Annotated in this window: 24 protein-coding genes; 10 read left to right on the plus strand and 14 right to left on the minus strand. The window is 68.6% G+C overall.

Annotated features, from left to right (window positions below; all coding sequences use genetic code 11):
• Nucleotides 1–51: 51 nt before the first annotated feature.
• The 4 genes from ACGFI6_RS11095 to ACGFI6_RS11110 all read right to left on the minus strand — a co-directional run bounded on the left by ACGFI6_RS11095 (nt 52) and on the right by ACGFI6_RS11110 (nt 3,735).
• Complete coding sequence (locus ACGFI6_RS11095; RefSeq protein ID WP_393117252.1) at nt 52–867, minus strand: phytanoyl-CoA dioxygenase family protein; 816 nt, start codon at nt 865–867, stop codon at nt 52–54.
• 97 nt (nt 868–964) lie between these two features.
• A complete protein-coding gene (gene pip, locus ACGFI6_RS11100) occupies nt 965–1,918 on the minus strand; it encodes a prolyl aminopeptidase (RefSeq protein WP_393117254.1) in 954 nt (317 codons plus the stop codon).
• A gap of 2 nt (nt 1,919–1,920) precedes the next feature.
• On the minus strand, nt 1,921–2,823 hold the full coding sequence (locus tag ACGFI6_RS11105; RefSeq protein WP_393117256.1) for a UbiA prenyltransferase family protein: 903 nt from the start codon (nt 2,821–2,823) through the stop codon (nt 1,921–1,923).
• 57 nt (nt 2,824–2,880) lie between these two features.
• Nucleotides 2,881–3,735, minus strand: a complete 855-nt coding sequence (locus ACGFI6_RS11110; RefSeq protein WP_393117258.1) for a helix-turn-helix transcriptional regulator — start codon at nt 3,733–3,735, stop codon at nt 2,881–2,883.
• A 121-nt stretch (nt 3,736–3,856) separates the two neighbouring features.
• On the opposite strand from ACGFI6_RS11110, the gene ACGFI6_RS11115 reads away from it, so the two are divergent.
• The gene (locus ACGFI6_RS11115) at nt 3,857–4,852 is read left to right on the plus strand and encodes an aldo/keto reductase (RefSeq protein WP_393117260.1); all 996 of its coding nucleotides are present in this window, start codon (nt 3,857–3,859) and stop codon (nt 4,850–4,852) included.
• A gap of 6 nt (nt 4,853–4,858) precedes the next feature.
• On the opposite strand, the gene ACGFI6_RS11120 is transcribed toward ACGFI6_RS11115, so the two are convergent.
• A complete protein-coding gene (locus tag ACGFI6_RS11120; RefSeq protein WP_393117262.1) occupies nt 4,859–5,695 on the minus strand; it encodes a virginiamycin B lyase in 837 nt (278 codons plus the stop codon).
• Between the two features lie 42 nt (nt 5,696–5,737).
• Between ACGFI6_RS11120 and ACGFI6_RS11125 the strand changes: the two genes are divergently transcribed.
• The 3 genes from ACGFI6_RS11125 (at nt 5,738) to ACGFI6_RS11135 (ending at nt 8,069) form a co-directional block, all read left to right on the plus strand.
• Nucleotides 5,738–6,316, plus strand: a complete 579-nt coding sequence (locus ACGFI6_RS11125) for a TetR/AcrR family transcriptional regulator (protein ID WP_393117264.1) — start codon at nt 5,738–5,740, stop codon at nt 6,314–6,316.
• Between the two features lie 61 nt (nt 6,317–6,377).
• Nucleotides 6,378–7,085, plus strand: a complete 708-nt coding sequence (locus ACGFI6_RS11130) for a VOC family protein (RefSeq protein WP_393117266.1) — start codon at nt 6,378–6,380, stop codon at nt 7,083–7,085.
• Between the two features lie 216 nt (nt 7,086–7,301).
• Nucleotides 7,302–8,069, plus strand: a complete 768-nt coding sequence (locus tag ACGFI6_RS11135; protein WP_393117268.1) for an SDR family NAD(P)-dependent oxidoreductase — start codon at nt 7,302–7,304, stop codon at nt 8,067–8,069.
• 4 nt (nt 8,070–8,073) lie between these two features.
• Here the strand turns inward: ACGFI6_RS11135 and ACGFI6_RS11140 are convergent, their stop codons facing one another.
• A complete protein-coding gene (locus ACGFI6_RS11140) occupies nt 8,074–9,621 on the minus strand; it encodes an LCP family protein (RefSeq protein WP_393117270.1) in 1,548 nt (515 codons plus the stop codon).
• A 48-nt stretch (nt 9,622–9,669) separates the two neighbouring features.
• Here ACGFI6_RS11140 and ACGFI6_RS11145 point away from each other — a divergent pair, with 48 nt between their 5' ends.
• The gene (locus tag ACGFI6_RS11145) at nt 9,670–10,155 is read left to right on the plus strand and encodes a GNAT family N-acetyltransferase (protein ID WP_393117272.1); all 486 of its coding nucleotides are present in this window, start codon (nt 9,670–9,672) and stop codon (nt 10,153–10,155) included.
• On the opposite strand, the gene ACGFI6_RS11150 is transcribed toward ACGFI6_RS11145, so the two are convergent.
• Nucleotides 10,106–11,917 carry a protein-arginine deiminase family protein gene (locus tag ACGFI6_RS11150; protein WP_393117274.1) on the minus strand — a complete coding sequence of 604 codons (1,812 nt, stop codon included), beginning with the start codon at nt 11,915–11,917 and terminating at the stop codon, nt 10,106–10,108. The two genes, ACGFI6_RS11145 and ACGFI6_RS11150, sit on opposite strands and share 50 nt — an antisense overlap.
• 178 nt (nt 11,918–12,095) lie before the next feature.
• Between ACGFI6_RS11150 and ACGFI6_RS11155 the strand changes: the two genes are divergently transcribed.
• A complete protein-coding gene (locus tag ACGFI6_RS11155; protein WP_393117276.1) occupies nt 12,096–12,920 on the plus strand; it encodes a DUF3152 domain-containing protein in 825 nt (274 codons plus the stop codon).
• A 7-nt stretch (nt 12,921–12,927) separates the two neighbouring features.
• Here ACGFI6_RS11155 and ACGFI6_RS11160 read toward each other — a convergent pair whose 3' ends face one another.
• Both ACGFI6_RS11160 and ACGFI6_RS11165 read right to left on the minus strand, forming a co-directional pair.
• Nucleotides 12,928–13,293: a VOC family protein gene (locus ACGFI6_RS11160; protein ID WP_393117278.1), complete on the minus strand. Its 366-nt coding sequence runs from the start codon at nt 13,291–13,293 to the stop codon at nt 12,928–12,930.
• Nucleotides 13,294–13,373: 80 nt separating this feature from the next.
• Nucleotides 13,374–14,012: a MarR family transcriptional regulator gene (locus ACGFI6_RS11165; protein WP_393117280.1), complete on the minus strand. Its 639-nt coding sequence runs from the start codon at nt 14,010–14,012 to the stop codon at nt 13,374–13,376.
• A 94-nt stretch (nt 14,013–14,106) separates the two neighbouring features.
• On the opposite strand from ACGFI6_RS11165, the gene ACGFI6_RS11170 reads away from it, so the two are divergent.
• On the plus strand, nt 14,107–14,871 hold the full coding sequence (locus ACGFI6_RS11170; protein ID WP_393117282.1) for an SDR family NAD(P)-dependent oxidoreductase: 765 nt from the start codon (nt 14,107–14,109) through the stop codon (nt 14,869–14,871).
• A 51-nt stretch (nt 14,872–14,922) separates the two neighbouring features.
• Here ACGFI6_RS11170 and ACGFI6_RS11175 read toward each other — a convergent pair whose 3' ends face one another.
• On the minus strand, nt 14,923–15,507 hold the full coding sequence (locus ACGFI6_RS11175; protein WP_393117284.1) for a TetR/AcrR family transcriptional regulator: 585 nt from the start codon (nt 15,505–15,507) through the stop codon (nt 14,923–14,925).
• Between the two features lie 119 nt (nt 15,508–15,626).
• On the opposite strand from ACGFI6_RS11175, the gene ACGFI6_RS11180 reads away from it, so the two are divergent.
• The gene (locus tag ACGFI6_RS11180; protein ID WP_393117286.1) at nt 15,627–16,361 is read left to right on the plus strand and encodes an SDR family NAD(P)-dependent oxidoreductase; all 735 of its coding nucleotides are present in this window, start codon (nt 15,627–15,629) and stop codon (nt 16,359–16,361) included.
• A 166-nt stretch (nt 16,362–16,527) separates the two neighbouring features.
• Nucleotides 16,528–16,758: a hypothetical protein gene (locus ACGFI6_RS11185; RefSeq protein WP_393117287.1), complete on the plus strand. Its 231-nt coding sequence runs from the start codon at nt 16,528–16,530 to the stop codon at nt 16,756–16,758.
• Nucleotides 16,759–16,926: 168 nt separating this feature from the next.
• Here the strand turns inward: ACGFI6_RS11185 and ACGFI6_RS11190 are convergent, their stop codons facing one another.
• The 4 genes from ACGFI6_RS11190 to ACGFI6_RS11205 all read right to left on the minus strand — a co-directional run bounded on the left by ACGFI6_RS11190 (nt 16,927) and on the right by ACGFI6_RS11205 (nt 21,233).
• Entirely contained in the window at nt 16,927–17,283 is a 357-nt protein-coding gene (locus tag ACGFI6_RS11190) for a VOC family protein (protein WP_393117289.1), read from the minus strand.
• A 120-nt stretch (nt 17,284–17,403) separates the two neighbouring features.
• A complete protein-coding gene (locus ACGFI6_RS11195; protein WP_393117291.1) occupies nt 17,404–17,910 on the minus strand; it encodes a M23 family metallopeptidase in 507 nt (168 codons plus the stop codon).
• A 284-nt stretch (nt 17,911–18,194) separates the two neighbouring features.
• The gene (locus ACGFI6_RS11200; RefSeq protein WP_393117293.1) at nt 18,195–18,797 is read right to left on the minus strand and encodes a hypothetical protein; all 603 of its coding nucleotides are present in this window, start codon (nt 18,795–18,797) and stop codon (nt 18,195–18,197) included.
• A 192-nt stretch (nt 18,798–18,989) separates the two neighbouring features.
• The gene (locus ACGFI6_RS11205; protein WP_393117295.1) at nt 18,990–21,233 is read right to left on the minus strand and encodes a HelD family protein; all 2,244 of its coding nucleotides are present in this window, start codon (nt 21,231–21,233) and stop codon (nt 18,990–18,992) included.
• A gap of 71 nt (nt 21,234–21,304) precedes the next feature.
• Between ACGFI6_RS11205 and ACGFI6_RS11210 the strand changes: the two genes are divergently transcribed.
• A complete protein-coding gene (locus ACGFI6_RS11210; protein WP_393117297.1) occupies nt 21,305–22,456 on the plus strand; it encodes a M4 family metallopeptidase in 1,152 nt (383 codons plus the stop codon).
• Nucleotides 22,457–22,466: the final 10 nt, after the last annotated feature.

Consider the following 22,466-nt stretch of genomic DNA (forward strand, 5'->3'; position numbering starts at 1 on the left):
ATAGGTACAGAGGTCGGCCGACACCCCGGAAAGGTCCGGGAGCGGCGGCGGTCAGTAAAGGATCGGGTTCAGCGGCGAGGAGATCGTCTCGCCCGGCTCGTTGCCGGGCATCCATGTCGCCAGGTCGACGGTCTGATTGCCGTTCGCCGGCTCCGAGATCTCCATCGAGGCGTCGACGTAGATCACCGTCATCACCCGGCGTGGGATGTCGGTGGTGTTCGGCGGCGCATGGTGGAACGTCCAGCCGAGGTGGTAGCTGACCTCACCGAGCTCGTACGGCTCGGAGACCTCGGGGAACTCCTGCTCGGCCAGGGCCTGCTGCAGTACCCGCTCCGACTCGTCGCTGATCGGCAGGTCGCGCCCGAACTCGAACTTGTGGCTGCCGGCCGCGAACGACAGCGGGCCCATCTCCATCGGGGTCTCCTGCAGCGGCACCCAGATCGTCACGCACCGGTCGGTCGTGAACGGCCAGTAGTACTGGTCCGCGTGCCAGGGCGTGACGCCGCCACCAGACTCCTTGTAGAGCGCCTGGTCGTGGTAGAGCCGTACGGACTGGACACCGAGCAGTTGCGCCGCGATCTTCGCCAGCCGCGGCGAGGACACGAACTCCAGGACGCGCTCGCTGTCCTGCCAGAGGTTCGAGACCTGGAGGAACGCCTTCCCGTAGGTGTCGCGCTCCTCCAGCGGTAGGTGCTGCGTGTTCAGCTCGATCACCTTGCCGGTGATCTCCGGTTCGTACGCGGCGATCGTCTCCGGGCTGAGCACGTTCTTCAGCTTCACGAATCCGTGGTCGGCGAAGCGCGCAACGTCGGACCGGCTCAGGGTGTAGACGGTCTCGAGCTCCGGGCGGGAATCCAGCTCAGTCATGCGACCCAAGGGTTCCGGCTGGTTCCATCGCTGTAAAGATCAGTGATCAAATCTTTGCCACCCGTGCACGTGCACGTGCACGATGGGGAAAATCCGGTCAGGACCGTAAAGCGAAACGGTCCAGTGCCTCGATGATCAGCTCCTCGGTCCGGGCCCCTCCGGCGCCGTGCCCCTCCTGCTCGACCAGCTGCAGTTCGGCGTCCGGCCAGGCCTGGGCCATCCGCCAGGCGACCTCGACCGGGCTGCTGATGTCGAGCCGTCCGTGGATCAGCACCCCCGGGATCCCGGCGAGCTTGCCGGCGTCGCGGACCAGCGAGCCTTCCTCCAGCCAGGCCGCATGACCCCAGTAGCGCGTGACGAGCCGCGCGAACCGGAGCCGCAGCACCGGGTCGTTGTACCGCGGGTCGGGCTGCCAGTCCGCGTGCGTACGGACGTGGGTGTCCTCCCAGGCGCACCAGCTCTTCGCCGCGTGCTCGCGGACCGCGGGATCCGGATCGTGCAGGAGCCGGCTGTACGCGAGCGCCAGGTTGCCGTCGCGCTCACCTTCCGGTACGACATCGCGAAACCGCTCCCACTCCTCGGGGAAGATCCGGCCCATCTCGCGGGTCAGCCACTCGACCTCGCGCCTCGTGGTGTTGGTGACGCTGAACAGCACGATCTCGGAGATCGCCTCCGGGTGCTGCTCGGCGTACGCGAAGCCGAGCGTCGCGCCCCAGGACGCGCCGAGGATCAGCCAGCTCGGGATGCCGAGCTGCTCGCGGAGCTGCTCGAAGTCCGCGATCAGATGCGCCGTGGTGTTCGTGCTCAGGTCGACGTCCGGCTCGGCCGCGTCCGGCGTACTGCGGCCGCAGTTGCGCTGGTCGACGAGCACCACCTTGTACTTCGACGGATCGAAGAACCGCCGCCAGAACGCGCCCGCACCGGAGCCCGGGCCGCCGTGGATCACCAGCGCGGGCTTGCCGTCCGGGTTGCCGCAGACCTCCCAGTACACCTGGTTGCCGTCGCCGGCGTCGAGCATGCCGTGGTCATAGGCTTCGAACGGTTCGTACATGCTCAGAGGACTCCCGTGTAGGTGAGGGCGAACGTGCCGCAGGGGAAGAGGAACAGCGACGCGAGCACGACGATGCCCTTGAACGACTGACGTGGGCCAATGAGTTTGCCGTACGCAAGGATCAGCACCGGTACCATCACGACCTCGAGCAGGAGCATGCTGCGCGGGATGATCGTGCCGGTCGCGGCCAGGATCACCGACAACGCGGCCGCTGCGATCCACGCGCCGTACCCGATCAGGTACGTCGTCCGTGCGCCGTACCTGACTGCGATCGTCTGGTAGCCCGCGGCGCGGTCCGCCTCGAGGTCGGCGAGCGTGGTGGGCAGGTAGAGGGCCGCGGCGGCGAGCGTGCCCTGCAGGCCCATCAGCCACGGGAAGTCGCTGAGGTCCGGGTTGATCGCCGCCCAGCCGGCCAACGGCCCGAAAGCCCCCAACGCAAGGGCATTCACGGCGACGTCGAAGCCTGCACGGGTCTTGAGCCTGACGGGAGGGACGGAGTACGCGTACCCCAGCAGGACCGCGAGCAGCACGCCGAACGCGAACACGACGCCGACGACCAGGCTCAACCCGACCGCTGCAACGGCGGCTGCGAAGGCCAGGCGGGTCGCGGTACGGAGCGTGATCCGCCCGTCGAGCAGCGGCGACTTCGCCTTGCGCGGGTTGAGCCGGTCGCTCGGCAGGTCGTACGCGTCGTTGACGGCAAGGACCGCGAGCCACACCAGGGGACCCATGACGACCGCGCCGACGATCAGCCGCGGCCATTCGTGCACGGGCGGGAACAGCCGATGGGTCGCGAGCAGAATCCCTGTGTAGTAAGGGACGATCGACACCACCCAGAACGCGGGCCGGCCGATCGCGACGACATCACGAACCCGCTGGCCCCGTACCTGCACGACCGTGCTCACACCACTACTGTCCTCCAGCAGCGGTCCGCAGCGCTTCCCTCCTGAGGGTGAATCCCCTCACGACGACTGCGACGAGTCGGCGGGAAACTCCTGTGTGCCCAGGACGCGGAGCAGGTCGAGCCGGTCCCGCGTCTGCGCATCGGCGGGAGTGAGGACGAGGAGGACCTGGCCCTGGTCGGGAGTCATCAGGGTCTCGCAGTCCATCAGCATCGGACCGACCTTGGCGTGCAGCACGGTCTTCTGGTCGGCACGGCGGACGGCAACCTCGTGGTCGGACCAGAGTTCGCGGAACTCGGCGCTCGCCTGCTGCAGGCGCTCGACCAAGCCGGTGACGACTGGGTCGGTGGCGCGGCGCCCGGCCACCGCGCGGAGGTCGGCGACCGCCTGCCGGGACTGGTGGTCCCGATCCTCGGGCGGGCAGCCGTCGCGCCCGTCGGCCTCGACGAACCAGCGGTGGACGAGATAGCGCCGATCGCCGGTCAGACCGGTGTGGTCGCCGGCCAGCAACATCGACATCCGGTTCTGCGCGAGCGCCTCCCCGAGATCGGACAGCACCATCGCGGGCGTGTCGCCGAGCAGGTCGAGCATCCGGATCAGCCCGGCCCGGGCCAGGCTCGCGACGCCGTCGGCAGGCGGTGGTTGATGCCCGGCCAGATGGAACAGATGGTCGCGCTCGTCGTCGGACAACCGCAGCGCCCGTGCGAGCGCCGCTAGCAATTGCGTCGACGGCTGACTGCTGCGGCCCTGTTCGAGGCGTACGACGTAGTCCACCGACATCCCGGCCAGCATCGCGACCTCCTCGCGGCGTAGACCGTTCGTCCGCCGCCGCGGGCTCTCGGTCAGCCCGGCCTCGGCGGGGCGGATCGCCGCGCGGCGCCGGCGCAGGAAGTCGGCGAGCTCGTCACGTTCCATGCCCCCATGCTGCCTCCCGGCCGGTCCGCGAGCCAGGGAGCGGGACTCCCAGGATGAACGCTCCGCTACCGCGCCCGCCGGACCCGACCCAAGGTGGAGGAAACCGACGAAGGAGAACACCATGCAGACGCGAACCCTCGGCAAGACCGGTCCCAGCACGTCGGCGCTCGGCCTCGGGGCGATGGGCATGTCGGGTGCGTACGGCGAGTCCGACCGGGCCGAGAGCATCGCGACCGTGCACGCCGCGCTGGACGCCGGCGTCACGCTCGTCGACACCGGCGACTTCTACGGGATGGGCCACAACGAGCTGCTGCTCGCCGAAGCGTTGCGGGGCAGGCCGCGGGACAGCTACCAGTTGAGCGTGAAGTTCGGCATGCTCGCCGGCCCAGGGCTGCAGTACTTCGGGTTCGACGGGCGGCCCGAGGCGGTGAAGACGTTCCTTGCACACTCGCTCACCCGGCTCGGCACGGACTACATCGACATCTACCGGCCGGCGCGGCTCGATCCCGCCGTACCGATCGAAGAGACGGTCGGCGCGATCAAGGACATGGTCGAGGCCGGGTACGTACGGAACATCGGACTGTCCGAGGTCGGCGCGGAGACGATCCGCCGGGCACACGCCGTGCACCCGATCTCCGACCTGCAGATCGAGTACTCGCTGATCGCGCGGGCGGTCGAGCCGGAGGTGCTGCCGACGTTGCGCGAGCTCGGCATCGGGATGACCGCGTACGGCGTCCTCGGCCGCGGACTGATCTCCGGTCACTGGTCCGCGGGGCACAGTGCGGGACCCGGCGACCATCGGGGCGCCAGCCCGCGCTTCACCAGCGAGAACGTCGACCACAACCTCGCCCTGGTCGAAGCGCTCCGTACGGTCGCCGAGGCGAAGGGCTGCACCGTCGCCCAGTTGGTGATCGCGTGGGTGGTTGCCCAGGGCGACGACATCGTCGCGCTGGTGGGTGCCCGCTCACGGCAGCGCCTGACCGAGGCGCTTCCCGCCCTGGACGTCCAGCTCTCCACTGACGACCTCGCGGCCATCGAGCGAGCAGTTCCGCGCGGAGCCGCTCGTGGCGACCGCTACCCGCCCGTCCACATGTCGACCCTTGGCGTCGGCAACTAACTGCCGTCAAGGATGAAGTTGGGCCAGTGAGCCGGCTTCGAGGGCGACCCAGATCGAGTTGTCGGAGCCGGCAGTCAGGCCGTGCGGCTCGGAATCCTTGCCGAATGGGTGCTGTTCGGTGATGTTGCCGTCGGCATCCAGTCGCGCCACGGCACCGGCTCCCCACAGGGTGACCCAGCAGGCTCCGTCAGCGGTCGCGGCAACGGCATGCGGCTTCGAGTCGAGCGGCACGGCGAACTCGTCGATCTTCCCCTCGGTGGTGATCCGTCCTACCTGGCTCGCCAGCAGTTCGGTGAACCAGACGCCGTCAGGCCCCGCGCTGATCCCGACCGGTCCGGCGGCGTCGGTCGGTAGGGGATAGGTGCTGACGGCCCCGTCCACAGTCATCCGGCCGATCGCGTTCGCCTGGTTGAGGGTGAACCACAGGTCGCCACCGTACGAGGTGATCATCGCCGGGAACGCCCCGGTCGTACCGATCGGGTACGTCGACACATCGCCGTCCACGGTGATTCGGCCGATCGCGTCGGTGCTCATCAGCGTGCACCACAAGGCGTCGTCGGGTCCGACGCACAGCCCGTACGGCGCTCCGGCGATCTCGACCGCCGACATCGCGGCGTCATAGGAGATGCGGCCGATCCGGTCGTCGCCGTTGCGGGTGAACCACACGGCGTCGTCCGGCCCGTCGACGATCACGCTCGGGCGGGACTGTGGCGCGTCGAGGTTGAAGACCCGGCCGGATGCGGTCGCGACCAGGCCGGTGTGGACCAGCGTCGTCCACACCTCACCCGCTGCCTCGACCACGCCGTACGGCGCACCATCGATGCTGAACTCGTTGAGGATCATTGGCTCCCACTAATGCGACGATAGTTGCGTTAAGATGATGCCATGGTCGAGGAGCAGCACGCAAGCAGGCCGGGTGGGCGGACCGCGCGCGTGCGCGCCGACGTCCTCGCCGCGGTGGACGCCGAGCTCGCCGAGCACGGGTACGACGGGCTCACGATCGACGCCGTCGCGGCGCGCTCCGGCGTGCATCGGACGACGCTCTACCGGCGATGGAAGACCGTGCCGGGGTTGCTCGTCGACCTGCTCCGCGCCGGGGCCGACGACGCTTGGGAGCCGCCCGACACCGGCTCGCTGGAGGGCGACCTGATCGCAGTCAACCGCGAGGTGCACGCCGCGCTGACCGCGCGGCCGTCCGTCACCCAGGCGGTGATCGCCGCTTCGTTCCGTACGGCCGAAGCAGCCGATGCACTGACCCGCTTCTGGGAGGATCGCTACGCGCGGACCGCGCTGATTGTCCGGCGAGCTGTCGCGCGCGGCGAGGTCCCGGCCGACGTCGATGCGCAGCAGCTCCTGCTGACCGCGACCGGTCCGATCTATCACCAGCTGGTCCTGCTCCGGCAGCCGATGTCGCGCGCCGAGGCCGACCACCACGCACGGGTCGCCGCCGCGACCGTCTGCTAATTGCTTTGCGGTGCCGATCCGGCCCGCCCTACGGTGGCAGCCCCCGACGATGGGAGATCCGATGAGCACGACCTTGCACGCACTGTCGCTCGACGCAAAGGATCCCGCCAACATGGCGCGGTTCTGGGCCGGCCTCCTCGGGTGGGAGCAGGCCGACGGCAACGAACTTCTGCCGGACGCGAAGACCCCGTTCCGGCTGCGGTTCCTGCCGAGCGATGTCGCCATGGACCGCCCGAACCATCTCCACCTCCACCTGACCAGTCAGACGCCGGAGGAGCAGCAGGAGACGGTGGCGCGGGCGCTCGAGCTCGGCGGCCGGCACAAGGACATCGGGCAGAAGCCGGAGGAAGGACATATCGTCCTCGCGGATCCGGAGGACAACGACTTCTGTGTGATCGAGGCGGGGAACAACTTCCTCGCCGACACCGCGTTCCTCGGTGAGGTGGCGACCGACGGCACCCGGGACGTCGGGGTGTTCTGGAGCAAGGCGCTCGACTGGCCACTGGTGTGGGACGAGAACGAGGAGACCGCGATCCAGTCGCCGCAGGGTGGCCCGAAGGTCGCCTGGGGCGGCCCGCCCGTCAGCCCGAAGCCACCGAAGAACCGGTTCCACATCGACGTCGTCGCGGACGGCGATCCCGAGGCCGAGGCCGCGCGGCTGATCGCGCTCGGCGCGACCCGGCTGGACAGCGGCCAGGAGCGCGACGCGATCCCGATGGCCGACGTCGACGGCAACGAGTTCTGCATCCTGACCAACATCCGAGCCTGACTGCCGGTCCCGACTAGGGTCGTACCCGACGCCATAGGTGCGGCTGCCAGCCCCACGCCTACTGCGCGGCACTCGGCACGGCACCTCGCCGCACTGGAGGAAAGGCCACGATGAAACCACATCGAGGCCTCCCCTCCAGCACGCCGAGGCACCGCACCGAGCACCTGCTCGCTACGGCATGAGGCTGGCAGCCACACCTAGGTTGAGGGAGACGTTGTGACTGGTCGGTTGGTGGATGAGGTTGTGCTGGTGACGGGGGCCGCGCGCGGGATCGGCCGGGCGGTCGCGGTGAAGGCGGCGGCGGAGGGTGCGGCGGTCGGGCTGATCGACATCCTCGCGGACGAGCTGACCGCGACGACGGCGGAGCTGGCCGAGTCTGGCGCGACGGTGGCCGCGGCCGTCGGCGACATCACCGACGAGGTGTCGGTACGGCAGTCGGTCGGCAAGCTGGTCGAGGACCTCGGCCGGCCGGTGACCGTACTGGTCAACAACGCCGGCAAGAACTCGTACGCCGACCCGGCCAAGATGTCGGTGTCGGAGTGGGACGACGTGTTCGACGTCGACCTCAAGGGCGCGTTCCTGATGTCCCGCCAGGTGCTGCAGCCGATGATCGACAACCGGCACGGCTCGATCGTCAACATCGCCTCGATCCACTCCAAGCTGACCCAGGCCGGCATGTTCCCGTACGCGGCCGCGAAGTCCGGCCTGGTCGGGATGACACGGTCGCTCGCGCTCGACGTCGCGCAGTACGACGTCCGGGTGAACGCGGTCAGCCCCGGCTACATCGCCACGGACCTGCTCGAGGAGTTCTTCGACACGATCCCCGGCGAGCGCGAGAAGGCGCTCGGCGTGCACCCGCTCGGCCGCATCGGTACGCCGGAGAATGTCGCCGAGGTGGTCTGCTTCCTCGCCTCGGCGGCCGCGGCCTTCGTCACCGGCGCCAACTGGGCCGTCGACGGAGGCCTCGGCATCCGCTACGCCTGACCGGTCAGTGCTTGCCCGGGACGTACGCGCAGTCCGACGCCAGGTCGCCCTTGGCCGGCGTCGGGGTGGAGCGCGGCTTCGACGGCTTCACCGGTGACGACAGGGCCGACGGTGCGGTGGTGGCGGTCCGGCCCGGTTTCGGCGTACTGGCGGGCGGGTTGATGGCCTTGGCCACGATCTCCCGCATCGCCGCGTAGTCCGGGTTCCGGCCGTTCGGGAAGTTCTTCTTCTTGTCCAGGTCGATGTTGGTGATTTTCGCGGTCTTCACCCGCTGGCCGAGCGTGACGAACTGCCCGAGCAGCTTGGTCGGGATGTCGGTGCGGATCAGCTTCTCGCCGGCCTTCGCGATCGACGTGTAGTTGGCCAGTACGTTCTGCGGCGACGCCTGCTCGACGAGTGCTTTCACCGTGCAGTGCTGGCGGGCCTGGCGGTCGAGGTCCGCACCTGGCAGGCCGTACCGGCCGCGCGCGAACCACAGCGCGTCGGTGCCGTTCAGCTTCCGGTTCGGCCCCGGAGCGAGGTACCGGCTGGGCGGGATCTTCTTGTCGTCGTTGCCGCCGACCGGGACCGGGTAGTTGATGTTCACGGTGATCCCGCCGAGGGCCTCGACGAACTGCGCGAAGCCCTTCAGGTCGACCTGCACGTAGTAGTGGATCTTCAGCCCGAGCGCCTCGCCGACGGACACCTTCAGAATGTCCGCGCCCTCGTTGTCGGACGGGCCGAGGATGCCCGGGTACTTCTTCGGGATGTTCCGGTACATCGCGTCCAGGTAGAACTCGGAATCCTCGGAGTCACCCTCGCTCGGATCCCAGAAGCCGGTCGGGTACTTCTCGTGCAGCGGCGAATCGGCCGGGAACGGCATCCGCATGAAGTTCCGGGTCAGCGAGATCAGCGAGGTGTTGCCGGTCTTGGTGTCGATGCTCGCGACCATCACGGTGTCGGTCCGGGTGCCCTGCCGGTCCGCGCCGTTGTCCGCGCCGAGCAGCAGCACGTTCAGCCGCGGCAACTGGTCCCAGACGTCCTTCTTCGGCGTGATCGTCGGCCGCGTGACGCTCTTCGAGTCGCCGCCGGCGAAGACCTTGTCGACCAGCTCACGCTGCGCCATCAGCGCCTGGGCGCCGGTCGCAGTACTGAACGCCATCCCGAAACAGAGCACGCCGATCACCAGCGAGCCGAGCATCCGGGACGCCGGCCCGGCGGTCAGCGGCCGGAGCATCTTGTACGACGAGACCAGGACGACGACCCACGCGATCCCGATCGCGCTCAGGCCGACGACCATCCAGAGCAGCAGCGACGGGTTCAGCGCCCACGAGATCACCGCGTCCCGCCGGCGCAGCGCGAGGTAGGCCGCCGCGCCGTACAGGCAGAGGCTCACGAAGGTCACCACCGCGCCGAGCCTCGTGCGGCGGGCGGCCAGGTAGGCCGTGCCGGGGACCAGCACACCGAGCACTGCGATCGCCAGTGCGCCGATCCCGGTCGGTCGCCGCGATGCGGCGCGTCGAGGATCTGCTCGGCGGCCTCGGCTTGCGCGCTGAGCTCTGCTGGGGGCCATGATTCGTACGATTCACTGACTCGGCAAAAAGTTGGCATGATCGACCAGGTGACCGACATTCAGGTACGACGGGCGGGCGCGGACGATACGGAGTCGCTGGTCCACTTACGCGGTTTGATGCTCGCGGCCATGGGCAACGACGTCGGCGGACCGGACGCGCAGTGGCGGGTGATCGCGCGCGAATGGTTCGCCGGGCAACTGGCGTCGCCGGACACGTTCGCGGCGTACCTCGTCGACGATCCGGTGGCGGGAGTCGTCGCGGGGGCGGCCGGCAATGTGTACGTGCACCCGCCGGGCCCGAGAGATCTGAGTACGGTCCGCGGCCACCTGTACAACGTCAGCACCGAGCCGGACTTCCGGCGTCGCGGCCTGGCCAAGGCCTGCGTGGTCGCGCTGATGGACTGGTTCTGTGACGAGACCGCCGTCGGCCAGGTCGAGCTGCACGCGACCGACGACGGTGTCGACCTCTACCGCGACCTCGGCTTCATCCAGTCGCGCTACCCGAGCCTGCGCTTCCGGACCACCAAGGCTTAGTGGCCCTGGTATCGCGGAGCGCGTTTGTGGCGCAGTGCACCTCACCGCCGCCCAGGTGCGCCCAGAAGAAGTCCTCGACCCAGTGCACCTGTACGCCGTTGCGGTTCAGCGCTTGCTCGGTCACGTGGCGGAAGACGTCCCGGCCGTGCAGCCGCGGCCCGTGCGGATCGGGTGCGGCGAACTTACGGTCAGTGACCGACAGGCCGTTCGTGAGGCCCGGAGTCATTGCCTTGAGCAGCCCCGTCCCAGGGACCTCGTCGAAGAGCACCGGCAGCCGGACCAGTTCGTCCTCGCGCAGTCCGGTGGCCTTCAGTAGGACCTTGAGTTGGCCGTCGATGTGCTTGGCCGCCGCCTCGTTGCCGGGCAGTCCGCCGTGGAGCAACTCGTCGACGGTCGGCTGGTAGGTCGACTTGGTGTCCGCGAACAGTCGCTGGCCGCCACCGCCCTGTCGTTGCACGTCGCGCAACAGTCGCGCCGCGAGCCGCGGGTCTGCGACCGCGAGCGTCCAGCCGCGGGCGTTGCCGGCGCGGACCACGTGGGTCGTCTCGTCCGCGTGCCCGACCATCAGCCAGGACGTGTCGACCACGACGGGCGGCTGGTAGCCCTGGCCCGTCACCATCGTGATGAACCCGGCGTCCGGGTGCCGCTCGCCCGACCCGTACACGATCCGCCCCTGCGGATAGCCGTCGTACGGTGGGAGCGACTCGATGTTGCCGCCCATGTTCAACAGGTCGTCGAGACCAGGTGACGCCTTGTCCGCGAGTTCCTGCACGATGCCGACGTCCGGTCCGCGCAGGTCGCGGTACAGCAGCCGCCCGGACGGGCGCGGGGTGTTCGGGGCCGGGATGTCCCACACGTTGCCGGAACGGATCAGGATGCGCATTGTGTGCGGACCGCCGACGGCTGGCATGCTCGCGGTCGACGGCTCGAAGCTGTCCTGCAGCCACAGGTCCTTCCAGCCGTCCGGTGTGCCTTGCACGAACTGTACTTTCGTTGCCTTGCGCAACGTTGATGCGAACGCCCGCCAGTCCCGCGGAGCGCCTTGCTGGTACGGCGGGGTGCCGCCCCACCAGCCCTGGCCCTTGTTCGGGCGTGCGGCCAGGACGGTCTGGGCGGGCTGCAGATCGTTCTGCAGCATCAACGGCGCGACCCGCAGCCGTACGGTGTCGGTCCGGGTGCGGCCGTGATCGGTGACGGACAGCGTGACGGTGATTCGGCCGTCCCACTTCTTCGGGTCGCGGACGATGTCGCGGCCTTCGAGTTGCAGGCCGACGCCACGCCGTAGGTCCTTTGCGGTCAGGGCGTCGACCGGGCGACCGTTCGCGAAGATGCGCGCCTTGCCGGCCGGGGCGATCGTGATGCTGCCTCGTGCTCGGTCCGAAAGGTTGCGTTCGGCCTCGATCGCGAGCGGCGCCAGGTCGGCGGCGTCGCGCGGACCGTTGATCCGGTCGTCGGCGGCATCGTTGCAGGCGGCAAGTTTGTCGTCGACCGCGCGACCGGGTGCGTCGAGGTCCGCCGGGTCGACCGTACAGCGGTGCTCGTCGTCGTCCAGGTTCGGCAGGAAGATGGCTCCACGCTCGTCGGTCCAGGTGGTCTTGCCGGCGTCGTCGGCGTGGGTCAGCAGACCGTCCCGGTTCACGTCGGCGGTCAGCCTTGGCTCCGGTGTCGTCCCCCAGGCGGTTTCCGCGGGGACTGCTGTGGTGATTGCTGTGCTGCTGACGGCTGTCAGCAGGGTCGCGATGCCCGCGGTCCAGCGTCTCATCCAAGACTCCTTTATTTGATACGACTGTGCTTTCTTCGACCGAAACTACGCGAGCCGGGCCCGGGTGCGGGAGGTGGAAATCAGATATCCACCTGTGGGCGGAGAAGGGTTTCGGGGCACTGTGGCAAGTAGAGAGTGAGGACACGCCCGCCCGGGCGTGGTGTGAGGAGCTCACCGGATGCGGCGCTGGGGTGTTGTCAGGACGATCGGACTCGTGGTCGCGGCTGTGGTCGTGGGCGGCGTGCTGTTCCAGTTACCGGCGAGCCCGTTCGCGCGGCACGGTTACCCGCAGCGTGGTGTCGTACCGGCGTCGGTCGAGTCGACCCAGCCCGGCCGGACTGCGCTGCAGTCACCGGCGCGACCTCCGGTGTCGCACCCGGTGACGACGCCGTCAGAGGTGATTACGTATCCAGTCGCCGGAACGCAGAAGTACGCGGTCCTGCCCGCCTCGCCCGGAGTGATCGGGCGGGCCGGCAAGCTGATGCAGTTCCAGATCGCGATCGAGGGCGGGATCGCCGGGATCGACCGCGCTGCGTTCACGCGGTTCGTGCGTGCGACGTACGGCGGGGCGCAAGGGTGGGCGTCGCACGGGCTGTGGCGGTTCCAGCAGGTCGGCCCGGGGACGAACCCGGACTTCACATTGATGCTGGTCACGCCGCAAACCCGAGACGTGCTCTGCGGTGCGGCGCCGGACCGGTACACGAGCTGCCGGATCGGGAAGCGTGTGGTGCTGAACGTGGCGCGCTGGGTGCACGGCGTACCGAAGTACGGCGCGTCGCTGACGACGTACCGGCAGTACATGATCAACCACGAGACCGGCCACCGGCTCGGCCGCGGCCACGAGCTCTGCCCGGGCGCCGGCCAACCGGCGCCGGTCATGGAGCAACAGACCCTCGGCCTGCACGGCTGCGTGGCCTATGCCTGGCCGTACGTCAACGGCGCCCGCTACACCGGCCGCCTAGGTCAGTACGACGACTCCGTGCCTGTAGGACGGGACCACTGAACCCGTCCTACTCCTGAATGATCGACAGGACGTTGCCCGCCGGGTCCTTGAACCAGGCGATCAGTGGGCCGCCGCCGTGGAAGATGCCGAGCTCGTCGTGCTTGTCGTTGTACTTCTCGAAGGTGATGCCGCGGGCGATCAGCTCGCGGGCGGTCGCCTCGATGTCGCCGACCGGGAAGTTGAGCACGGTGTACTCCGCCGGGACATGGTTGGGCTTCGGGTAGACGAGCACGTTGTTGCCACCCGCCGTACGCAGGCGCAGCATCCCGTTCTCCTCGCCGACGTCGAGGCCGAGCGTCGTGCTGTAGAACTCCTTGGCCCGCGGGATGTCGTCCACCGAGAACCCGCTGAACGCCTTGCTGTCCTTCAACATCTGATGTCCTCCTAGTTCGACCGACACCAGCTACGTCGAAGCTACTCCGACAATTTCGACCAGGTGCTGAGAACGACCGGCTAGTTGTTGAGGACGACCGGCGAGTTGACTGCGGCGGCGACCGAGGCGGACTCGAGGCCGTCGGCGACCGTGTGCAGCAGGCGGACGAGGTGCGCGGCGTCGGTCGGGCCGAGGATGCCGGTGATGACGTCGAGGACGCGGACGGTCAGACCGTCGAGCTGGGACAGGCGGGCCTGGCCGAGCGACGTGACGGTCAGCGTCGGCGCGGTCCGGACCATGCCGAGCGCTTCGAGGTCCGCGATCGCCAGCTCCGCCTCGCCGGTCGTGATGCCGACCTGCTTGGCGACCTGGTGGGCCGAGGTACGGCCGTTCGCGATCGCGCTCAGCACCAGCGCGGCCGGCATCTTCATCCCGACCGCTTCCTGCAGCCCGAGGATCAGTGGGTGCGCATGCCCGCGGACGCGCTCGACCGCGTCCAGCAGGCGGAGCGCGTCGCCGACGTCACTGATCAGGTGCTCGGTCTGGACGGCCGCGATGCCCGCGGGCCCGGGCCGGACCGGAGACGGTACGACGCCGCCGATGACCCGCTCGGGCACGACGAGCGTGTTCGCCACGGTGGGCTCGCTCGTGGGTCCCCGGTCGGTGGATCCGATGGAGCTGTCTGTCAGCGGCCTGATACCAGCGTCTTCGATGGTCACGTCTCCAGCGTACGGAGCCGTTCCGACAGCTTCGGCGTGTCCTACCTGAGGAATCCCTGTGAATCTCATGACGCTGTTGCCGTACTCTCCGCGCATGCGACTCACTGGTAAACGAGCTCTGGTGATCGGCGGCGGTGGCGGCGGGATCGGCCGCGCGACGACCGGCGCCCTCGGCAACGAAGGCGCCGCGGTGCTCGTCGCGGACGTCGACCTGCAGCGCGCCGGGGAAGCGGCGGACGCGGTCCGGGCAGCCGGCGGCACGGCGTACCCGATCGTCGGCGACGTGCGCTCGGCGACCGACCTCGAGGCGATGATCGCGGGCGCGGTCGAGAAGCTCGGCGGGCTCGACGTACTGGTCACCGTTGTCGGCGGGCAGGTCGCGTTCGTGCCCGCGGTGAAGCTGCACGAGATGGCCGACGCGGACTGGGACACGATCTACGAGGTCAACCTCCGGTACGTTGCGCGCGCGGTCCGTGCCGCGCTCCGGGTCTTCCTTGCGCAGGGCACCGGCGGCGCGATCGTCAGCGTCGGCTCGGTCACCGGATTCATGGCGGCACCTGAGCAGGCGGCGTACGGCGTGATGAAGGCCGGCATCCTCAGCCTGGCCCGGACGGTCGCCGCCGAGTACGCGCGGGACGGGATCCGGATGAACGTCGCCGCGGCCGGCGCGATCGCCACCGCGATCGCCAACGCGAACGTCGGGGATGACGTCGTCGAGGAGATCCCGGTGGGGCGGTTCGGACGTTCCGAGGAAGTTGCCGAGGCGGTGGTGTACCTGGCCTCCGATGCAGCGTCGTACATCACCGGACAGCAAGTCGTCCTGGACGGCGGCGTCTCCGTCCGCGGCCCGTTCGAGTAGGTGCGTGAGCTGTTTGAGTAGGCGCGCGGCCAGTTCGCGTAGGTCGAGTGATCAGCGCGGGATCGCTGCGTCGATCAGTACGGCGGCGATCGCGGCGGCGGTGCGGAACGCGTCGGCATTGAGCACCCGGGTGCGGGCCGCGGCGCCGTCGAGGAGCAGAGCGAGCTGTTCGCCGAGCTCCTCGGGATTGGTCGCACCGGCCTCGCGGGCGGTTTCCGTCAGTCGTGCGGCGATCGCCAGCTTGTAGTCGTGCGCCTGCCGGCGGGCCGGGTGCTGCTGGTCGCTGATCTCGACGGACGCCGCGATGTACGGGCACAGCGGGGTGACGTCGTCAGGTCCGGTCGGTACGTCGAACGCGGCGAGGAGCCGTTCGCGCGGCGTGAGCTCGGTGTTGTCGAACACTCCGGGCATCACCTCAGGATCGAAGCGCCGCAGGTACTCGGTGATCAGCTCGTCCTTGGTGCTGAAGTGCTGGTACGCGGTCCGCTTCGACACCTGGGCCACCGCGCAGAGCTGATCCATGCCGGTATGGCTGATGCCCTGCTCGCGGAACAGTTGCTGGGACGCGGTGAGGATGCGCTCACGCGCGCCCCGCCCACGGCGCCGGCCCTGCGGACCCTTCTCCAACTCCGTCATGCCTCCAGCTTAGCCCTCTTGGGTAATGATCGGTGTACTTAGCTTGCGCAGCAGCTCACCGACGGCTACGTTAAGCACACTAACTGGTGTACATAACGCGTTGATGAACGGAGCATGTGATGGGAAAGCTCGACGGCAAGGTCGCGGTGATCACGGGAGCGACGAGCGGTATGGCGCTCGCCGGCGCCAAGCTGTTCGTCGACGAAGGTGCATACGTATTCATCTCGGGCCGACGGCAGGAGGCGGTCGACGAGGCGGTCAAGGCGATCGGCCGGAACGTGACCGGCGTCCAGGGAGACGCGGCGGATCTGGGTGATCTGGAGCGCCTGTTCGACACGGTGAAGCGGGAGAAGGGCTCGATCGACGTGCTGTGGGCGAGCGCCGGGGTGGGCGAGCAGCGCCGGCTCGGCGAGATCACCGAGGAGCATTTCGATACCGCCTTCGGGCTGAACGCGCGCGGCACGCTGTTCACGGTGCAGAAGGCGCTGCCGCTGTTCAACGACGGCGGCTCGATCTTCATGACCGGGTCGAACGCCTCGGTCAAGGGCTACCCGGAGTGGAGCGTGTACGCGGCGAGCAAGGCCGTACTGCAGGCGTACGCGCGGGTGTGGCTGTCGGAGTTGAAGGACCGGCGGATCCGGGTGAACGTACTGATGCCCGGACAGGTCGCGACGGCGAAGCAGGAGGAGTTGTTCGACGAGGCGACCAAGCGGCAGTTCGAGGCGTTGATCCCGCGCGGAAAGATGGGTACTCCGGAGGAGATCGCGACCGTTGCTTTGTTCCTCGCTTCGGACGATTCGACGTACGTGAATGGCATGGAGCTGGCCGTCGACGGCGGCACGTCGGCGGTCTGAGCGGAAACTTTGGGCGGTCGGCCAGAATTTCCGGATCCGGGCGTGACCTCGACTCGCCGTCCTCCGTTGAAAGTGACGTGACGGTGAACACAACACGGCGCACCGGCACCGCGCTCGCCCGCGTTTTCCAGGCCGACCACCCCTTGAAGTACAGCCAGGAGGACCAGTGACAACCGCCACCGCCACCCAGACCGTTCAGCGCCGACGCGTGCGTGTCTGGTTCGGTGAGCACGTGATCGCCGACTACAACGCCGAGCCGGCGTTGGCCGAGCGGTACGCAGATGCCATGAGCCGTCGATTCGCCGGACTGCGAGTCACCAACGACCCGATGCCGGCGTTCGACAAGCTCCCCGACCCCCTGCCCGGCGAGCGTATGTGGGACGTAGCACCCCGCTGATCGGGTGCGTCCTGAGAAATCCTCCGGTACCTTTTCGCGTTCCGTATCTCACCAGACAACCCACCCGGAACGTCGCCAGGTCGAGAACCTCACCTCGACCACCGAAGGGCACCGGTGTTTGGGCGGCAAGCGAGCCTGGGCGTTCTGCCCCTCGCTTGCCGCCCCTTTTTACTTTTGCGTGTAGTACTCCGGCTTGAACTGAATGATCTGGACGTAATTGCCGTCCGGATCGACGAGCGTGGCGAACCAGCCGGGCCCGCGGTCCTCCGGCTCGACCAGCCACTCGACGTCCAGCGTCCGCAAGTGCGCGGCCGCCGCCTCGATGTCGTCGACCCCGAAGTTCACGATGTGCCGCCCCGGCTCCGCGTTCCGCGCCGCGACGTCCTCGCGCTGCTCGATCACCAGCCCGAACCCGCCGAGGTCAAGGTTCCCGTACCCGTCCACCTTCGCCCGGAACCCGTCCCGATACCAAGCCTTCAACCGCTCAGCATCCGCACTACCAAGCAACATACTGTTCAAATTCACGCTCTCTCCTTCCGCACGACACTGACTCCGCTACGTCGGAACCGCAGCAGAGTCCTCGACATGCCTCGCCGACTTCGCATGCCGATCAACTGAAACTCGCGGGGGGCGCCGGCCAGACCTTCAGCAATACGATCGGCAGCCGCGGTCGACGCCGTAGGTGTCGTGGGTCTGGGTGACCAGCTTGGTGGGCGACAGTTGTCCGCCGTGGTGCCAGCTGTTGAGGAACGCCTGCGGTGGGACGGCTCCGCGGCGGAGCCACCAGGTGTCGCGGCCGGTCGGCCAGCTGATGCCGAAGTGCAGGTGTGGTGCTGTCGGTCGCGCGCTCCCGGTCTTGCCGGTCCGTCCCAGCGTCTGGCCCGCGCGTACGGTCACTCCAGGGGTGATCCCGGGCTGGATCGCAGACAGATGCGACCCGTAGTACCGCACTCCGTCGACCCCGATCACTGACACCGAGAGGCCGCCCCGATCGGCGCCGCGGTTCGTCTTCGGATCCCACACGTCGGCCCGGGTCACCTCGTCGACGCGCCCGTCCACCGGCGCCACGAACCGGCAGCCCACCGCGGCGAAGATGTCCGACGCCGGGTAGTCGTGATGACTCTGCGACGCGTCCGCGCGACAACCGCCCACCGGAAACACGTACCTGATCGCGGTGCGCGCCGCAGTCGGATGAAGTGCAGTTGGACGAGCTGGGGTCGGGCGAGGTTTGGTCGTGGGGGTTCGCGCTGCCGAGCGTGGAAGTGTGCTGGATGATGACGGGGATCGAGTTGGTGCTGATGTAGTCGGTCCGGGTGCAAGCGTTGGAGCGGCGACGGGTGATGTTCTGTCCAGGACGCCGCCGGCCGACAGGCCGAGCAGCCCACCACCGATGACCAGCGCCGCCGCCGCCAGGAAGACCGCCCACGCGGGCCGCGTCACGGATTCCAGAACGCGTTGACCGCTCCAGGCGAGTAGACCGTCTCGCACGGGATGCCGTTCTTGTCCGCGTCCATCCGGTCCGGCATGCCGTAGTACCACCAGTACCTGACGGCCTCGGCGTACGACGCACCGCGGGCGGCAAGGTCGCGGCAGAACAGCCCGGACGACCAGTACACGGCGCCGCTGATCACGCGCCCGTTCCAGTAGGCGGCGACATCGCTGCGCGGGTAGACGGTCTCGCACGGAATTCCGTTGCGGTCGGCATCCATCTGGTTCGGTTGCCCGTGCAGTCGCCAGTAGTCGACGGCCGCGACGTAGCTGTATCCCTTGGCGTCCAGGTCCCGGCAGAACAATCCGGCCGGCAGCACGCGGACGTCTCGTCCCGAGGTGTCCTTGACCGACGGCTTCGGTGCGACGGTCCGCGTCGTGACGGACGCGGGAGCAGACGCCGGGACGGACGCTGCAGGTGCTGCGGCGACCGGAGCCGACGGCGGTGCGTCCGCCACCTTCCTCGCAGGATCGTCCCTCGTCGTCAGTACGACGAGCCAGGCCAGCAGAACGACGATGACGCCGACCGCCACTCCTCCCAGAGCTGCCAAGGTCGCATTACCGCGTTGGTTCCGCCGGTGACACTGCGTGCGTGAATACGGTGCTCCATTCATGACTCCCCCCGCAAGCCATTGAAGCTACGTCACTTTCCGTTGTCCATGCCTCGTCCCGGAATTCCATCCGCCGACGGACAAGCTGGCTCAATCGATTGCTGCACTCAGCCCGGGAGGAACATCGCGTTGCTAGCTCCAGGCGGGCGAGGTTTGTAGTGCGTCGGGGAGTTCGCCTACTACTCCTAGGCGTTGGGTGCAGCGGGTCAGGGCTACGTACAGGTCGCGGAGGCCGCGGGGGGACTCGATGACGATGCCGTCCGGGTCGACGACCAGGACCGAGTCGAACTCGAGGCCTTTTGCCTCGCGGGCGGTCAGGACCGTGACGCCGGACAGGCCGTCGACTGCTTCCTGGATCAGCTCGAGCCGGCTGCGCGACGTGATCACGCCTACCTCGCCGTGGGCCGTCTCCTCGGCCGCCATCTTGTAGACGTGCAAGGCCTGCTCGGCAGCCGGTACGTCGAGATGCCACGGCCGTACGCCGGTCGAACGGACCGACTGAGGTGCGTGTGCCGACGGGTCCACCTCATGCAGGACCGCGTTCGCCAGCTCCATGACCTCGGCCGGCGTGCGGTAGTTCAGCGTCAACTCGGCCAGCCGCCAGCGATCGCCGAACGTCTCACCGAGCGCGCTCGACCAGGACGTACCGCCGCCGACCGAACTCGTCTGCGCCACATCGCCGACCACCGTCATCGACCGCAGGGGGCACCGCCGGGCGATCGCGCGCCAGGCCATCGGCGACAGCTCCTGCGCCTCGTCGACGATCACGTGCCCGTACGTCCAGCGCCGGTCGGCGCCCGCGCGGTCGGCGAGCGTCCGGTCGTCGTCGGCCTCGTACCGCTCGGCGAACGCCTCGGCGTCCAGAATGTCCTTTGCGGTAAGGATTTCCGCCTCGTCCTCGTCGTCGTAGTCCGTCGACCCGGAACCCGACAGAACATCGAGAGCGCCTTGTGCATAAGCGACTGCGCGCGCCCGCGCGGCTCGCTCCCGCGCCGCCTCGGTCCCGTCGTCACCGAGCAGCTCCGCCGCCTCGTCGAGCAGCGGCACGTCCGCCGGGCTCCAGTCGGCGCCGTACCGCAGCAGGTGCTCGCGATCGAGCGCGGACAGCTGCGGTGCCGCGGACGCCAGCCGGTCCTCGTCGCCGTACAGGTCCTCGAGCAGCTTCTGCGGACTGAGCAACGGCCACAGCCGCTCGAGCAGAGCCTGTACGGCAGGCTCGGCGAGGACCTCGTTGCGCAGCTCGGCCAGGTCGTACTCGTCGAGCAACTGCTCGCCGTCGAGTGGATCGGTGCCGATCAGGTCTGCGTACTGGGTGGTGAGGTGGTCAGTGATCTCGTTCAGGACGAAGGGCCGCGCCTGGTTGTGGGTGAGGTTGCGGTTGCGTACGCGGGCGTGGACCGCCTCGCACACCGACGGCTCCAGCGTCAGCTCGGTGCGCTCCACGGTCACGCGCACCGGGCGCTCGGGGATCCACTGCCGGTCGTCGACCGCCTTCGCGATCACGTCGGCCATCACCGTCCGGCCCTTGACCTCGGCGCTCTCCGAAGCCTCCGGCCGGGTGGCGTTGATCCCGGGGTACAGCTCGGCGATCGTGACCAGCCGCACGCCGTCCTCACCGAGCGACGGAAGCACCTGGCCGATGAACCGCAGGAACGCCGCATTCGGGCCGACGACGAGAATTCCGCGCTTTTCCAGTTGCTCGCGATGGGTGTACAGCAGAAATGCCGCGCGGTGCAGCGCGATCGCGGTCTTACCGGTACCGGGACCGCCTTGGACAACGAGGATTCCCGGCAGTTCGGAGCGGATGATTCGGTCCTGGTCGGCCTGGATCGTCTGGACGATCGACTCCATCCGGCCGGTCCGGCGGGCGTCCAGCGCCTTCATCAGTACGGCTTCGCCGATCACGCCGGTGCCCGGCTTCGACGGGTCGGCGGCCTCGCGGCCGAGGTCGAGCTGCTCGTCCTGGACGTCGAGCACCCGGCGCAGGCGGGTCTGGAGGTGCCGGCGGCGGACGATGCCGTGGTTCGCGACGGCGGTCGCGATGTAGAACGGTCGCGCGGCCGGGGCGCGCCAGTCGACCAGCAGCGGCTCGTACTCGTCGTCGTGCAGACCGATCCGCCCGATGTGCAGCACCTCGCCGTCGGCGTCGTCGAGGCGGCCGAAGTACAGCCCCTCCTCGGCGGAGTTCAGCCGGGCCTGGCGCAGCTTCAGATCGCGGATCCGCCCGTCGCGCTGGTGCAGTGCTTGGCGGTTGCGGGTACTGATCTGCTGCTCGTCGTCGGTACGGGCGTCGGTGCGCGCCCGCTCGGCGTCCAGCGCGGTGTAAAAAGTCGTCAGGTGTGCCTGTTCGGCGTCGACCGGATTCGGCAATTCCAACCCCTCGTGGTAAAATGCCACCCGTTGGTTTTCGGGCCGCATTTCTGAAACTCGCTGCGTGGCTGCCACAAATGCTTGAGTTTATCGGCTCGTGGCGTTTTCCTGTAGTGGTGTTCCACTCGATCATCCCGCCGTACCTGCTCGAGCAACTCGAGCGGTCCGCGGCTGACCCCAGCGTCCGAGCCCGGATCCGGCAGTCGTTGCAGCACGACGCCGTACTGCGAACCCGGCCCGCGGCCGGCCGTACTCCGGAGACCGCGAAGGCTGCGGGCGGCCGGCAGCGCAAGGTGTACGACGCCGAGAACGGCACCGACCTGCCCGGCACGCTGGTCCGCTCCGAGGGTGACGACGCGGTCCAGGACCAGGCGGTCAATCAGGCGTACGACGGGACCGGCGCGACCTGGACGCTGTACAAGGAGCGCTACGGACGCGACTCGATCGACGGCAACGGGCTGGTGCTGGTCTCGTCGGTGCACTACGACCGCGGCTACGCGAACGCGTTCTGGGACGGCTCCCAGATGGTGTTCGGCGACGGGGACGGCGAGATCTTCGGCAACTTCACCTCGTCGATCGACGTGACAGGGCACGAGCTGACGCACGGCGTCACGCAGTACACGGCGAACCTCGACTACGAAGGTCAGTCCGGTGCGCTGAACGAGAGCATCTCGGACGTCTTCGGATCGCTCGCGAAGCAGTATGCGAACGGTCAGAGCGCCGCGGATGCCGACTGGTTGATCGGGGCGGGGCTGTTCCTCCCGGGCGTACAGGGTGTGGCGCTGCGATCGATGAAGGCGCCCGGCACCGCGTACGACGATCCGCGGCTCGGCAAGGACCCGCAGCCCGCCGACATGTCCGGGTACGTCGACACGCAGGACGACAACGGCGGCGTCCACATCAACTCCGGCATCCCGAACCACGCGTTCTACCTGGTCGCGACCGCGATCGGCGGGAACGCGTACGACGACGCCGGCAAGATCTGGTACGGCACGCTGACGTCGGGCAACCTGGCGTCCGCCGCCACCTTCAAGGACTTCGCCGAGGCGACCCAGACCACCGCGCGCGACCTGTTCGGCGCCGACTCCCCTCAGGTTGCCGCAGTCACCAAGTCCTGGCAGACGGTCGGCGTTCTCGGCGACCAGACCCCACTCATGAACGCCGCTCAGACCAACCTCAAGACCACCACCCCGCCTGCGGCACCACCCTCGGCCTCGGCTGCGGGATGAGACGAGTTGA

Source organism: Kribbella sp. NPDC048928, assembly GCF_043197975.1.
GTDB lineage: Bacteria > Actinomycetota > Actinomycetes > Propionibacteriales > Kribbellaceae > Kribbella.

Bases quoted from the DNA above. Each gene is read 5' to 3' on its own strand.
- ACGFI6_RS11095 (WP_393117252.1), bottom strand. From the start codon at position 867: ATGACTGAGCTGGATTCCCGCCCGGAGCTCGAGACCGTCTACACCCTG.
- pip (WP_393117254.1), bottom strand. From the start codon at position 1,918: ATGTACGAACCGTTCGAAGCCTATGACCACGGCATGCTCGACGCCGGC.
- ACGFI6_RS11110 (WP_393117258.1), bottom strand. From the start codon at position 3,735: ATGGAACGTGACGAGCTCGCCGACTTCCTGCGCCGGCGCCGCGCGGCG.
- ACGFI6_RS11115 (WP_393117260.1), top strand. From the start codon at position 3,857: ATGCAGACGCGAACCCTCGGCAAGACCGGTCCCAGCACGTCGGCGCTC.
- ACGFI6_RS11120 (WP_393117262.1), bottom strand. From the start codon at position 5,695: ATGATCCTCAACGAGTTCAGCATCGATGGTGCGCCGTACGGCGTGGTC.
- ACGFI6_RS11125 (WP_393117264.1), top strand. From the start codon at position 5,738: ATGGTCGAGGAGCAGCACGCAAGCAGGCCGGGTGGGCGGACCGCGCGC.
- ACGFI6_RS11130 (WP_393117266.1), top strand. From the start codon at position 6,378: ATGAGCACGACCTTGCACGCACTGTCGCTCGACGCAAAGGATCCCGCC.
- ACGFI6_RS11140 (WP_393117270.1), bottom strand. From the start codon at position 9,621: ATGGCCCCCAGCAGAGCTCAGCGCGCAAGCCGAGGCCGCCGAGCAGAT.
- ACGFI6_RS11150 (WP_393117274.1), bottom strand. From the start codon at position 11,917: ATGAGACGCTGGACCGCGGGCATCGCGACCCTGCTGACAGCCGTCAGC.
- ACGFI6_RS11155 (WP_393117276.1), top strand. From the start codon at position 12,096: ATGCGGCGCTGGGGTGTTGTCAGGACGATCGGACTCGTGGTCGCGGCT.
- ACGFI6_RS11160 (WP_393117278.1), bottom strand. From the start codon at position 13,293: ATGTTGAAGGACAGCAAGGCGTTCAGCGGGTTCTCGGTGGACGACATC.
- ACGFI6_RS11170 (WP_393117282.1), top strand. From the start codon at position 14,107: ATGCGACTCACTGGTAAACGAGCTCTGGTGATCGGCGGCGGTGGCGGC.
- ACGFI6_RS11175 (WP_393117284.1), bottom strand. From the start codon at position 15,507: ATGACGGAGTTGGAGAAGGGTCCGCAGGGCCGGCGCCGTGGGCGGGGC.
- ACGFI6_RS11180 (WP_393117286.1), top strand. From the start codon at position 15,627: ATGGGAAAGCTCGACGGCAAGGTCGCGGTGATCACGGGAGCGACGAGC.
- ACGFI6_RS11210 (WP_393117297.1), top strand. From the start codon at position 21,305: ATGCTTGAGTTTATCGGCTCGTGGCGTTTTCCTGTAGTGGTGTTCCAC.